The organism is Achromobacter sp. SX5 (assembly GCF_056711425.1).
The window spans coordinates 111,039-124,179 of sequence record NZ_CM160041.1; the positions used below are offsets into that span (position 1 = coordinate 111,039).

At 67.8% G+C, this 13,141-nt stretch carries 12 protein-coding genes; 5 read left to right on the forward strand and 7 right to left on the reverse strand.

The window, feature by feature from the left end; all coding sequences use genetic code 11:
- Positions 1-35: 35 nt before the first annotated feature.
- The 3 genes from AC1M14_RS00515 to AC1M14_RS00525 all read right to left on the reverse strand — a co-directional run bounded on the left by AC1M14_RS00515 (position 36) and on the right by AC1M14_RS00525 (position 3,072).
- A complete protein-coding gene (locus AC1M14_RS00515) occupies positions 36-1,091 on the reverse strand; it encodes an ABC transporter ATP-binding protein (protein WP_479730754.1) in 1,056 nt (351 codons plus the stop codon).
- 121 nt (positions 1,092-1,212) lie between these two features.
- On the reverse strand, positions 1,213-2,010 hold the full coding sequence (locus AC1M14_RS00520; protein WP_479730755.1) for a phosphodiesterase: 798 nt from the start codon (positions 2,008-2,010) through the stop codon (positions 1,213-1,215).
- A gap of 36 nt (positions 2,011-2,046) precedes the next feature.
- Complete coding sequence (locus AC1M14_RS00525; protein WP_102772976.1) at positions 2,047-3,072, reverse strand: substrate-binding domain-containing protein; 1,026 nt, start codon at positions 3,070-3,072, stop codon at positions 2,047-2,049.
- A 316-nt stretch (positions 3,073-3,388) separates the two neighbouring features.
- Here AC1M14_RS00525 and AC1M14_RS00530 point away from each other — a divergent pair, with 316 nt between their 5' ends.
- Positions 3,389-4,717, forward strand: coding sequence for an amidase (locus tag AC1M14_RS00530; protein ID WP_102772977.1), 1,329 nt, complete (start codon positions 3,389-3,391; stop codon positions 4,715-4,717).
- Positions 4,718-4,779: 62 nt separating this feature from the next.
- Here the strand turns inward: AC1M14_RS00530 and leuA are convergent, their stop codons facing one another.
- From leuA to AC1M14_RS00545, 3 genes are all read right to left on the reverse strand, one after another.
- Complete coding sequence (leuA, locus tag AC1M14_RS00535) at positions 4,780-6,492, reverse strand: 2-isopropylmalate synthase (RefSeq protein WP_209165490.1); 1,713 nt, start codon at positions 6,490-6,492, stop codon at positions 4,780-4,782.
- A 404-nt stretch (positions 6,493-6,896) separates the two neighbouring features.
- Entirely contained in the window at positions 6,897-7,877 is a 981-nt protein-coding gene (locus AC1M14_RS00540; protein WP_102772979.1) for a tripartite tricarboxylate transporter substrate binding protein, read from the reverse strand.
- Positions 7,878-8,047: 170 nt separating this feature from the next.
- A complete protein-coding gene (locus AC1M14_RS00545; RefSeq protein ID WP_102772980.1) occupies positions 8,048-8,668 on the reverse strand; it encodes a hypothetical protein in 621 nt (206 codons plus the stop codon).
- 16 nt (positions 8,669-8,684) lie between these two features.
- Here AC1M14_RS00545 and rpoN point away from each other — a divergent pair, with 16 nt between their 5' ends.
- Both rpoN and AC1M14_RS00555 read left to right on the forward strand, forming a co-directional pair.
- Entirely contained in the window at positions 8,685-10,112 is a 1,428-nt protein-coding gene (gene rpoN / locus AC1M14_RS00550) for an RNA polymerase factor sigma-54 (RefSeq protein ID WP_479730756.1), read from the forward strand.
- Positions 10,113-10,233: 121 nt separating this feature from the next.
- Complete coding sequence (locus AC1M14_RS00555; RefSeq protein WP_102772982.1) at positions 10,234-10,515, forward strand: (2Fe-2S)-binding protein; 282 nt, start codon at positions 10,234-10,236, stop codon at positions 10,513-10,515.
- Between the two features lie 27 nt (positions 10,516-10,542).
- Here the strand turns inward: AC1M14_RS00555 and AC1M14_RS00560 are convergent, their stop codons facing one another.
- Positions 10,543-11,400 (reverse strand): LysR substrate-binding domain-containing protein, encoded by an 858-nt coding sequence (locus tag AC1M14_RS00560; RefSeq protein WP_479730757.1) that lies wholly within the window; start codon positions 11,398-11,400, stop codon positions 10,543-10,545.
- Positions 11,401-11,513: 113 nt separating this feature from the next.
- Between AC1M14_RS00560 and AC1M14_RS00565 the strand changes: the two genes are divergently transcribed.
- Together AC1M14_RS00565 and bfr are read left to right on the forward strand one after the other, a co-directional pair.
- Positions 11,514-12,422, forward strand: coding sequence for a DMT family transporter (locus AC1M14_RS00565; RefSeq protein ID WP_102772984.1), 909 nt, complete (start codon positions 11,514-11,516; stop codon positions 12,420-12,422).
- Positions 12,423-12,650: 228 nt separating this feature from the next.
- On the forward strand, positions 12,651-13,127 hold the full coding sequence (gene bfr, locus AC1M14_RS00570; protein ID WP_102772985.1) for a bacterioferritin: 477 nt from the start codon (positions 12,651-12,653) through the stop codon (positions 13,125-13,127).
- Positions 13,128-13,141: the final 14 nt, after the last annotated feature.

Sequence of the window (13,141 nt, forward strand, 5' to 3'; positions counted from 1 at the left end):
TGGTTTTCCTTTCCTGTGCTGTGTGCGGGCTTGATCTAGTGCCCGACGGTGTTGATGACCGCCGAATCGGCGGCAAAGAAGTGCTGCTGCGCCTGCGGCCAGGACAGGCGCAGGGCTTCGCCGGCGCGCGCGCGCAGATGCCCGCTGACGCGCACGGCCACGCCGCTGGTGTCGCCGACGCGGCACACCACGATGGAGTCCGCGCCGAAGTACTCCACGCTTTCGACGGTGGCGGGGATGCCGCCGTCGTCGATCCGGATGTGTTCGGGCCGCACGCCCAGCTTGGCCGCGCCGGCCGGCGCGCTGGCGATGACCGGGCCGTCGGCGCCGGCGATGACGGTGGCGCCGTTGCCGCTGGCCAGGCCGATCAGGTTCATGGGCGGCGTGCCGATGAAGCGCGCGGCGAATTCGCTGGCCGGGCGCGCGTACAGGCCGTCGGGCGTGTCGTGCTGTTCGATCTGGCCGCCGCGCAGCAGCACCACCTGGTCGGCCATGCTCATGGCCTCGGTCTGGTCGTGCGTGACGTACACCATCGTGATGCCCAGCTCCTGCTGCAGCGCGCGGATCTCGCGGCGCATTTCGTGGCGCAGCTGCGCGTCGAGGTTGGAGAGCGGCTCGTCCATCAGGCAGACCGGGGCTTCGGAGATGACCGCGCGGCCCAGCGCCACGCGCTGCTGCTGGCCGCCGGACAGCTGCGAGGGCTTGCGGTCGAGCAGGTGGTTCAGGCCCAGCAGGCCGGCCACGCGCTGCAGGCGGCGGTCGTAGTCGCGCGCCGGCTCCTTGCGCACCTTCAGGCCGAACAGGATGTTCTCGCGCACCGACAGGTGCGGAAACAGCGCATACGACTGGAACACCATGGAGATGCGGCGCTTGGAAGGCGGCAGCTGGGTCACGTCGCGGTCGCCGATGCGGATGCTGCCCGAGGTGGGCGTGTCCAGCCCGGCGATCATGCGCAGGGTGGTGGACTTTCCGCAGCCCGACGGACCCAGGAGGACCGTGAAGCTGCCGGCGGGAACGGTGAAGCTGACGCCATGGATCGCGGCGGCGGCGCCGTACTGCTTGGTGAGGTTATCCAGAACGATGGATGACATGCTGTCTCGAAGATCCGATAGTTGGATCCGCATTGTTGCCTGCGATGAAATCCTTTTCATTGTGCAGCGCAAACATGACGGATGTATGGCAAGGCGAGGTCCGATAGTCTAGCCGCAGGCCTCAGGCGAATGGGTAAGGTCCGGGGTATTCCCCAATGACGGCGTGGTGCGTGACCAGGTTGCCGCCATGCCACCAGTGCAATTGATAGCCCGGCGGCTCCATGATGTATTGCAGCGTCGGGCGCGGCCCGATCTCCAGCGCGAGCTGGTGCGCGGTGCCCGGACAGGTCGAGGCGATGGTGCCGCCGAAGCGCTGGAATATCGTGCGGTGCAGATGGCCGCAGAGCACGCGTTCCACGTTCGGGAAACGCGCCACGATGCGCTCGAGCTCGGGCGCGCCGGCCAGCAGGCCGATGGCGTCCATGTGCTCGATGCCGGTCAGGAATGGCGGATGGTGCATCAGCACCAGCGTGGGCCGCTGCGGCTGTTCGGCCAGGCGCGTGGCCAGCCAGTCGAGCCGGTCCTGGCACAGTTCGCCGTGGCTCTTCATCGGCACCACGGTGTCCAGCGCCAGCAGGCGCAGCGGATAGCTTTCGATGGCGTACTGGATGAACGGCCCGTCGCCTTGCAGATAGTCGTGGTCGGGAAACGCGGCGCGCAGCTGGGCGCGATCGTCGTGGTTGCCGGGTAGCAGGAAGTACGGAATCTCCAGCGCCTGCAGGTGCTCGCGCAGCGCCTGGTATTCCTGGGGCCGGCCCAGGTCGGTCAGGTCGCCGGTGATGAGCACGCAGTCGGGCCGCGGCGTCAGGGCGTTGAGCGCGCGCACGGCCGGCGCCAGGAAGGCGGCCGGATCGATGATGCCGTAGGCCTTGTCGCCCGGGGTGCGCATGTGCAGGTCGGTAATCTGTGCGATGAGCATGATGCTTGGATATCGAAAGCGTTGAAGTGGCGGCGCCTAGCCGGCGGCCTTGCGCCGCACCGGCGCCGCGGTGCCGCCGACCACGATGCAATGCGGCAGGCGGTCGGATTGCGGCGGTTGTCCGTGGATCTGCGCCAGCAGATTGGAGCAGGCCGCCACGCCGATGCCGTCGCTGGGCTGCGCCACCGTGGTCAGCGGCGGCGTCAGCAAGGCGCCGAAACGCATGCCGTCGAAGCCGCAGACCGAGATGTCGGCCGGCACGGACAGGCCCAGCCCGACCAGGTCGGCGATCACCGCCGTGGCCAGCAGGTCGTTCGAGCAGAACAGGGCGGTGGGCGCCTGCTTGCCGCGCAGCGCGGCCTTGAGGGCATCGGCGTCGCTGCCGGTGTGCGAACTCATGGAGATGTGCTGGATGGCATCCAGGCCCAGGCGCTTGGCGCAGGCGCGCGCGCCGGTCAGGCGGCGGCGCGCGCGGTCGGAGGCGGTCAGCGGCCCGGTGACCAGCGCGATGCGGCGATGGCCCAGCGCCGCCAGATGGGCCACCATGTCGCTGGCGGCGGCGCGGTTGTCCACCGAGGCATAGGGATGAGCGGCCGATTCGTTGTAGACCAGCACATAGGGAATGCCGGCGCTGTCCAGGTCGTCCAGCGTCGCGCTCTTGGCCACGTCGGCGACCGTCAGGATCAGCCCGTCGACCTGGTGGTCCATCAGGCCCTGGACCGCGGCCGATTCGACCGCCGGATCGTAGCCGGTGGCCGTCAGCATCACGCTGTAGCCCGATTCGCGCGCGCGGCGCTCGGCGCCTTCGAAGCATTCTGCGAACACCGGGTTGGACAGCGTGGGCAGGATCAGCCCGATGGTGCGCGTGCTGCCCGAGCGCAGGCTGCGGCCCACGCGGTTGGGGCGAAAGCCCGCGCGCTTGGCGACGCTGCGGATATGGGCCAGCGTGTCGGGATGCACGATGTCCGGCTGGTTGAAGGCGCGCGACACCGTGGCCGGCGAAACCCCGGCCTTGCGGGCCACTTCAATGATGGAGAATCGGGGCGACGGGCGCGATGCCATGCGGAATTGCTGTCGGGTCGTGAAAACGATTTCATCTTACTAGACAAATATGACCTTTGTATTGCACGGGTTTGCGCTATGCTGGTGCCGACGCAACAGAAAAGCCAAGGCGCGACGCGCGGTTTCCGTGGAGAAAAGCGGTGATTTCCGTGTTTTTCCCAATTGACGCGTGGTGGACATTGGCAGCAGTCGGTTGGTCCGAAATGCGCGGCGGAATTTACCCGCCGCGTCTTCCGGCGAACCCCCGGTCAAGGGGACCGGGTGCGTCGCTCAGCCGCCGCGCGCCATGCGCGGCGCCGGTAAAGAGGAAAGGACCATGTCTATAGCCTTGAACAAGCTTGGCGCGCTCGAAGCCGCGCGCAAGCTGCAACGGCGCGAACTGACCGCGGAGCAGCTCGTGCGCGCTTGCTTCGCGCGCATCGAGCAGCGCGAGAACACCGTGCATGCCTGGACCGCGCTGCAAAAGCAGGCTGCGCTGGAACGCGCGCAGACGCTGGACCGCGGCGCGCTGCGCGGCCCGCTGCATGGCCTGCCCATCGGCGTCAAGGACCTGTTCGACACCGCGGACCTGCCCACCCGCTACGGCTCGCCCATCTACGAACGCCACCGCCCGGGCCTGGACGCGGCCAGCGTGGCGCAGTGCCGCGAGGCCGGCGCGATCGTGATCGGCAAGACCGTGACCACCGAATTCGCCACCTACCATGCCGGCCCCACGCGCAATCCGCGCAACGAGGCCTACACGCCGGGCGGCTCCTCCAGCGGCTCGGCGGCCGCGGTGGCCGACGACATGGTGCCATTCGCGCTGGGCACGCAGACCGCGGGCTCCATCATCCGCCCCGCCTCCTATTGCGGCGTGGTCGGCTACAAGCCCACCTTCGGCAGCATTTCGCGCGCGGGGGTCAAGAGCGTGGCCGAGTCGCTGGACACGGTCGGCGGCTTCGCGCGTTCGGTGCCGGACGTGGCGCTGTTCGCCTCGGTCCTGATGCGCGACCCGCGCATGCTGGACCTGTCGTACGACGGCAAGCCGCGCATCGGCATGTTCCGCACCCTGCAGTGGCGCCATGCCCAGTCCGAGACCAAGGAGGCCTTCGCGCAGGCGGCGGCCATCCTGTCGCGCGCCGGCGCCGTGGTGGAAGAAGTGCCGCAGCCGCAGGAACACTGCGCGCTGGTGCAGCTGCACGCGGACATCATGGCGTTCGAGCTGTCGCAGGCGCTGGCCTACGAGCGCATCGAGCACATGGGCCAGCTCAGCACCAAGCTGCAGGCCATCATCGAGGCGGGCATGCGCATCGGGGCCGAAGAACACCAGCAGAACCTGGCCCGCGCCGCCGAGCCGCGCGCGCGCGTGGACTCGTGGCTCGACACGTACGACGTGCTGATCGCGCCCAGCGCGGCCGGCGAAGCGCCCTTCGCGGACCTGGGCACGGGCGATCCGCAGTTCTCGCGGGCCTGGACGCTGTTCGGCCTGCCCTGCCTGAACCTGCCGTTCGCCACCGGCCCGCAGGGCCTGCCGGTGGGCCTGCAGCTGATCGGCAAGCGCCACGGCGACCACGCCATGCTGGCCATCGCGGCCTGGGTGCATCAGCGCCTGCTGGCCGCCAACTCGCCCGACATCGGCGCATCCGACATGTGGCCGCGCGGCTGACGCCGCCCGGAAACAAAAAGCCCGCCGGGTAGCGGCGGGCTGCTTTCATGCCGGGTCGCGGATCACGCGGTCTCGGCAGTCTCTTGCTCGGTGGTGGTCACGGCGCCGGCGTTGATGTGGCGGTTGACGGCGCTCAGCACGGCCTGGAACGAGGCCGTCACGATGTCGCGGTCGATGCCCACGCCGAAGCCCGTGCCGGAATCGCCCACGCGCAGCTCCACGTAGGACGCGGCGCGGGTGTCGGTGCCGGTGCCGATGGCGTGCTCATGGTAGTCCATGATGCGCACCGGCACGTCCAGCGCCGCCACGAAAGCCGAGATGGCGCCGTCGCCCTTGCCGGTGACGACGCGGCGTTCGCCGTTGTATTCCAGTTCGGCCTCGATGCTGAAATGCTGGCCTTCGCCGGCGGCCGGGTTGCCGTCGATGCGGTGGCGCACCAGCTTCCAGGGCGCCTTCTGCTCCAGGTATTCGCGGCTGAAGATGGTGTGCACGTCGTCGGCGGTGACCTCGCGGCCGGTCTCGTCGGTCACGCGCTGGATGGCGCGGCTGAATTCGATCTGCAGGCGGCGCGGCAACACCAGGCCGTGCTCCTGTTCGAGCAGGTACGACACGCCGCCCTTGCCCGACTGGCTGTTGACGCGGATCACCGCGTCGTAGCTGCGGCCCAGGTCGGCCGGGTCGATCGGGAGGTACGGCACTTCCCACACGGCGTCGGGCTGCTGCTGGGCGAAGCCCTTCTTGATGGCGTCCTGGTGCGAGCCGGAGAACGCGGTGAAGACCAGGTCGCCGGCGTACGGATGGCGCGGGTGCACCGGCAGCTGATTGCAGTACTCGGCGCAGCGGCGCACTTCGTCGATGTCCGAGAAATCCAGGCCCGGATGCACGCCCTGGGTATAGAGGTTCAGCGCCAGCGTGACGAGGTCGACGTTGCCGGTGCGCTCGCCGCTGCCGAACAGGCAGCCTTCGATGCGGTCGGCGCCGGCCATCACGGCGAATTCGGCGGCGGCCACGGCGGTGCCGCGGTCGTTATGCGGGTGCACGCTGAGCACGATGCTGTCGCGGCGCGCCAGGTTCTTGTGCATCCACTCGATCTGGTCGGCGTACATGTTCGGCGTGGTGGCCTCGATGGTGGCCGGCAGGTTCAGCACCATCTTGCAGTCCGGCGTGGGCTCCCATACGTCGGCCACGGCGTTGGAGACTTCCAGCGCGAATTCGGGTTCGGTCGTGCTGAACACTTCCGGCGAGTACTGGTAGCGCCACTTGGTCTCGGGATGCCGGGCCATGTACTGCTTGACCAGGCGCGTGCCGGTCGTGGCGATGTTCTTGATCTCGTCCTTGCTCATGTTGAACACGACCTTGCGGAACGCCGGCGCGCAGGCGTTGTACAAGTGGACGATGGCCTGCTTGGCGCCGGCGGCCGATTCCACCGTGCGGCTGATCAGGTCTTCGCGCGACTGCGTCAGCACGATGATGGTGACGTCGTCGGGAATGCGCTTTTCGTCGATGAGCTTGCGCACGAAGTCGAAGTCGGTCTGCGAGGCCGACGGGAAGCCCACTTCGATTTCCTTGAAGCCGATCTTCACCAGCTGTTCGAAGAAGCGGAGCTTGCGCTCGACGCTCATGGGCTCGATCAGGGCCTGGTTGCCGTCGCGCAGGTCCGTGCTCATCCAGATCGGCGCGGCGGTGATGCGGCGGCTGGGCCAGGTGCGCTCCGAGAAATCGCGGGCAAACGGCGTGAACGGGACGTACTTGGTGGCGGGGTTGGCAAGCATCATGACTACACCTCGATCGGTTTCTTTTGAATCCCTATCCGGAGTCGTTCCGGAAGCTGCGCGGCCGGTTTGCGGCGTGCTGCGCGGGTTTGCCTTGACGGGTTCACCGTCGTCGTCTGGCTGGATTCAGAGATAAAAGGGAAAAATCGCGTGTGGCAAGCGTGGCTGCCGAGCTACCACGGGGACACTAGGCCCGGCAACCGATCGGTAGGTATAGCGATAGCGCGATGGAGGAGGTGCGAGCGCGCAGGCCGGCAACCGGAGCGTTAAAGCGTCCGATAGCAATCGCGAGGGGGTTGCGGTAAGCGGCCATAGGTTGCTAGTCAAACATATTTTTTCGTGCAGCGCAAACAAAATACGATGAAAAAGCCGGGGACGGATGGCTCCCCGGCTTTTTGCGCGGCCGTTTATTGCGTCTGCATGTGGCCGTTCTGCACGACCTTGCCCAGGCGTTCGCGTTCGTTGGCGGCGAATTCGGCGAAGCTGGCGCGCGAGCCGCCGCCGGGCTCGATGCTGCTCTGGCGCAGCGCGTCCCGCACCTCGGCCGTCTGCAGCGATTTGTCCACCGCGGCGTTCATGCGGTCCAGCACGTCGGCGGGCGTGCCGGCCGGGGCGAACAGGCCGGCCCAGTGGCCGATGCGCACGCCCGGAAAGCCTTGCTCGGCCGTCGTCGGGATGTCCGGCGCGCTGGCCATGCGCTTGTCCCAGGTGGTGGCCAGGGCCTTGAGCTTGCCGCTCTGGATCAGCGGCAGCGTGACGATACTGGCCTCCGAGGTCGCGTCGACCTGGTTGCCGACCACCGCGGTCACGCCCTCCGAGCCGCTCTTGTAGGCGATGGGCTCGACCGGCAGGCCCGAGGCTTCCTTGAGCATTTCCGCGACGAAATGCGGCGTGCTGCCGTTGCCCGCGGTCGAGAACGTGATGCGGTCGGTCCTGGCCTGCTTGGCGCGGGCCACGAAGTCCTTGAGGTCCTTGGCCGGATTGGACGGGTTGGCGACGATGACCGAGGGCGTGATCGACAGCAGCGCGACCGGGGTCAGCATGTCGTCCTTGTAGGGCTGGTCTGAGCGGATCAGGCTGTTGGTGACGGTGCCGTTGCTGCCCACCAGGTAGGTGTAGCCATCGGCCGGGCTGCGCGCCACGTGCGCCGCCCCGATCACGCCGCCGGCGCCGGGCCGGTTCTCGACGATCACGGGCTGGCCCAGTTGGGACCCGACCGCCTTGGCGATGATGCGCGCGACCAGGTCATTGGCGCCGCCCGCCGTGAACGGGGCGACGAAAGTGATCGGTTTGTCGGGCCATTCGGCGGCTCCGGCGGCGCCGCAGGCAAAGGCGGCCGAGCAGGCCAGCAGCAGGCCGGCGGCGTACCGGCTGGGAGAGAAATGCATGAAAAAAACTCCAGGGGGCGGGCCGCGCATCCGGCAGGTCTGCGCTGCCGGTCGGTTGGAGTCGATGCGAAGGCGGCCGGCGGTTATGCGAGCCTGGAGTCCGAGTATAGGAGCGGCCGGCTGGCGGCTGCCTGAAACGAACAGGCCGCCCGTGGGCGGCCTGCGCGGCTTCAGTCGGCGGGGCCGCCGATGCGCGGTTCGACGTAGTGGTCGGTGCGCGGCTGGCGGCGGATTTCGCCGGGATCGCGGCCGGCGGCCGCCGCCGGATTGTCCAGGATAGCGGCCTGGTCGGCCACCATCGCGATCTTGTCGATGCGGCGGTGGCGCAGTTCGGACAGCGAGCGGCGCAGGTCGCCGACGGTGAACGGTTCCTGGCGGTCGCCCCAGGTCCAGCGCAGCACGCCCAGGGATTCATCCGAGAGCTGCGGCGCCAGGCCGGCCAGCACGTCGGTGTCCACCGGCGTGGCGCTGCCGGCGGCCAGGCTGGCGGACAGCCAGGCGCGGACGGTGAAAAATACAATCAGAGACCAGATGGCGGCGACGGCCCACCAGAGGTAGGGGTTGACCTTCTGCACCATGTCCACGGTCGGCTGGCCCAGGCTGTGCAGGAAGTCATAGTTCATGCTGCGGCCGAATGCCAGTATCCACTGGGCGACCAGATACCAGATGACGAGGGCGACGGCGATGACGATCGCACGCACTATGAGTCGGGGTAGCGCCAGTTTGAGCAGGGTCTGGCCGATCAGGCGGCAGTCCTGGCGGACGCTTGCGGGCGAAGTCAGATTCATCATGCAAAATATTGTACCTATGACCCGTCCTATTTTAGAACTGCGACCCGGCCAGCATCTGACGCTGACGCCACAGCTGCAGCAATCCATAAGGTTGCTGCAGCTGTCCACGCTCGAGCTCGAAGCCGAGATTTCGCAGGTGCTCGCGGAAAACCCCTTGCTGGAACGCGACGAGGACCCCCAGCCGGCCGAAGCGCAGGCCGAGTCCGAGCGCGAGTCCTCCGTGCAGGACGAAGAGCCGCCGCTCGAACGCGAAACGCCGGCCGAGGAAATGCCCGGCTCGGGCGGCGTCTATCCGGACGAGGACTCCTCCATGCCCGAGGCGGCCCGGCCCGACACGCTGCGCGAATACCTGCTGGGCCAGCTGGTCCTGACCCGGGCGCAGGCCCGCGACGTGGCGCTGGCGGGGCTGCTGATCGACGAGCTGGACGAAAACGGCTATCTGGGCTCGCCGCTGGAGGAGATCCTGGGCTGGCTGCCGGTCGAAATGGAGCCCGACCTCGACGAGCTGAAGGCCGCGCTGTCGCTGCTGCAATCGTTCGATCCGCCCGGCATCGGTGCGCGCGACATGGCCGAATGCCTGCTGTTGCAACTGCGCAACCCCGATCTCGCCTGCCTGCCCGAGGCGGCCGACGCTGCCGTGCTGGACTGTGCGCGGCAAATCTGCGCGCAGCACCTGGCGCTGTTGGCTACCGGCAACACCGCCCGGCTGTGCGCCGCCGTGGGCTGCGACGAAGCCACGGTGCGCGCCGCGCATGCCCTGATCCTGCGGCTCGAACCCCGTCCCGGACGGGCCTGGACCGTGCCCGCCGCCGACTACGCGGTGCCCGACGTCATCGTGCGCAAGACCCGCCGCGGCTGGCAGGCCACCCTGAACAGCGCCGCCGTGCCGCGGCTGCAGATCAACGGGCTGTACGCCCAGATGCTGGGCAACCAGAAGGAATCGGCGCACGCCGGCCTGCAGGCCCAGCTGCAGCAGGCCCGCTGGATGATCCGCAACGTGGAGCAGCGCTTCGACACCATCCTGCGGGTGGCCCAGGCCATCGTGGAGCACCAGACCGCGTTCTTCAGCCAGGGGCCGGGCGCCATGCGGCCGCTCATCCTGAAGGACATCGCGGGCGAGCTGGGCTTGCATGAATCCACGATTTCACGCGCCACAACACAGAAGTACATGCTCACTCCGTTTGGCACGCTGGAACTCAAGCGCTTCTTCGGCACGGGCGTGGCCACCGAGGGCGGGGACACCGCCTCGGCCACCGCGGTGCAGACCTTCATCCGCCAGATGGTGGCCGAGGAAAACCGCGCCAAGCCTTTGTCCGACAGCCAGATCACCCAAAAACTGGCCGATCAGGGGATCGTCATCGCCCGCCGCACGGTGGCAAAGTACCGCGAGGCGCTGCGGATCGCGCCGGCCGCGCTGCGCAAGGCCCAGGCCGCCGCCCGCTGAAATCAGGGACGGATAAATTCGAATTCGTCCCTGATTTCAAGCACTTGCGTGACACTTTGGTTGCAAATTTATTTACGCCTGGGACTTGTCAGTTATTGAATAATTTTCGATAATTATTCTCATGTACATTTGCGTATGTAATGCCATCACCGAACGCCAAGTCCGCGCCAGCGTGGACGCCGGCGCGACGACGCTTTCCGACCTGCAATTCGAGCTGGGCGTGGCCACGTGCTGCGGCTGCTGCGCGGCGACCGCCGCCGAATACCTGCCGGGCGGCCGCTGCTCCAGCGTGTGCGACGTGCGCTCGATTGCCGTTCCGGTCAATCCGCCGGCCACCGTGGCCGAACCGGGCGCGCCCGCTGCCAACAGCAGCTTCCCCATCGCGCTCGTCGCCACGGCTTAAACGGCGGATTCCTCTCCCGGCTCGCTGCTAGCTTGCGGCGGGCCGCGTCATTTCCTTCTCGCAAAACTCCTCGATCACCGTCGCCAGCCGGCGCACCGGCGCGCGTCCCGCGTCGGGCACGCACAGCGCCAGTTCGGTCGGCGGCACGCCGGGCAGCTCCGCATCGACGATGTGGTGGCCCGGCACGATGCAGCGCCGCTCCAGCAAGGCGATCCCCAGCCCGCCCTTCAGCGCCGCCTGCAGGCCCAGGAGATTCGGGCTTTCGTAGGCGATGCGCCAATGTCGGCCCGCGGCCTCCAGCGCGTGGATCGCCCGGTTGCGATAGATGCAGCCCTGCGGGAAAGCCACCAGCGGCACCGGCTCGTCGGTCGCCGGCGCCTGCGGCGTCCCGCCGATCCAGTGCAGATGTTCGGTCCAGGCCGCCGCGGCGCGGCCGACGCCGGGCTCGCGCTTGACCAGCGCCACGTCCAGGTCGCCGCGTTCCAGGCCGCGCACGAGCGCGGCGGTCAGGTCGCAGCGCACCGACAGCCGCACGCCGGGCTGCGAACGCGCGAATTCCGAAATCACGGCGGCCAGTGAGTCGGCGGCGAAGTCGTCGGGGATGCCCAGCCGGATCACGTCCACGCGCTTGCGGCCGCTGACCGCCTCGCGCACCTCGGTCGATAGCGCCAGCATGCGCCGGGCGTAGCCCAGCAGGCGCTCGCCGTCCTCGGTCAGCGAGACCTGCCGGCCTTCGCGCACGAACAGGGCGCAGTCCAGCGATTCCTCCAGCTTGCGGATCTGCTGGCTGACGGTGGACTGGCTGCGGTGCACGCGCTCGCCGGCCGCGGTAAAGCCGCCGGCGTCGACCACCGACACGAAACTATGGAGCAGATCGAGATCCATTGGCGCACCCGAAGCATCTGATTTTCAAATACTTTCGATCCGAATAAAGAGTTTGTCAATGGATCGGCCGCCGCGCAGAATCGCTCCATCGTTCGCGCTATTTCGGATCTCCCATGAAGGCCGTCTCCACCTTGTCCTCCAACGCCCTGCCCGCCGCGCCGGGCCTGAGCTGGCTGCCCATCGCGGCGTTCTGCCTGCTCTGGAGCTCGGCCTTCGCGGCCGCCAAGATCGCGGTGCGCGACTGTCCGCCGCTGACCTTGCTGACCCTGCGCTTCCTGATCGCCGGCGCGCTGATGCTGGGCCTGGCCGCGGCGGGCGGGCGCTGGCGGCTGCCGCCGGCGCGCGACCTGGCGGTCCTGGTGCTGCTGGGCGTGCTGAACAACGCCCTGTACCTGGGGCTGAGCTGGTCGGGCATGACCACGGTGTCCTCGGCCTTCACCGCCGTGCTGATCAGCACCAATCCGCTGCTCATCGGCGTGCTGGCCGGGCCGGTGCTGGGCGAGCGGCTGGGCTGGCGCAAGCTGGCCGGCCTGTGCCTGGGGCTGGCCGGCGTGGCGCTGGTGCTGCGCTCGCGGCTGTCGGGCATGCAGGAGGACCTGCACGGCACTTTACTGGTCACCGGCGGGCTGGCGGCGCTGGTGGCCGGCACGCTGCTCTACAAGCGCCTTGCGCCCGCCACCGGTCTGTGGACCTCGACCGGCATCCAGTCGCTGGCCGGCGCGGCCGCGCTGCTGCCGTTCGCGCTGGCCAGCGAGAGCCTGGGCGACGCGCACCTGACGGCCAGCCTCTTCTGGAGCATGGCCTACATGATCGTCGCCGTGTCGATGGGCGGCTACTACCTGTGGTTCATGATATTGGGGCGCGCCAGCGCCACCTCGGCCAGCGCGCTGCATTTCCTGATGCCGCCGCTGGGCCTGCTGTTCGGCTGGCTGGTGCTGGGCGAAGCGGTGTCGTGGCTGGACCTGCTGGGCATCGTGCCGATCGCCTTCGGCATCTGGCTGGCGACGCGGCGCGCCGGCTGAATTCCGCAGTGGCCGACCCGTATTCCGCGGGCCGCCAAGCCGCACGCATACTCATTCTCATTGGCCTATCGCTTTATGGTCGTGCTCCTAAAGCGGTTTACCAAATGCAGGGCAAAGGTAGCTTTGGCCACGTCACAAATGGTAGTCTGCCGGGGTTGCGTACGCGCGGCATCGTGCGCTCCTTTGTCGCGATGCATTCGCGTCGCGCCTGACTGCAAGGAGTCCATCATGAAAGGCGATAAAACCGTCATCCAGTTTCTGAACAAGCAACTCACCAACGAGCTGACGGCCATCAACCAGTATTTCCTGCATGCCCGCATGTTGAACCACTGGGGTTTCGACAAGCTGGGCAAGCACGAGTACGAAGAATCCATAGGCGAGATGAAGCATGCCGATCGTCTGATCGAACGCATCTTCATGCTGGACGGCCTGCCCAATCTGCAAGACCTGCACAAGCTGCTGATCGGTGAGGACGTGCCCGAGCTGCTGGCCTGTGACCTCAAGCTCGAACAGGCCGCCCAGGCCACCGTCAAGGAAGCGATCGCCCATTGCGAGTCGGTTCGCGACTACGTTTCTCGCGACCTGTTCCAGGACATCCTGGACGACACCGAAGAGCACATCGACTACCTGGAAACGCAGATCGAGCTGGTCGACAAGGTCGGCCTGCAGAACTACCTGCAGAGCCAGATGTCCGTGCCGGAATGATCGCCGCTCGCGGA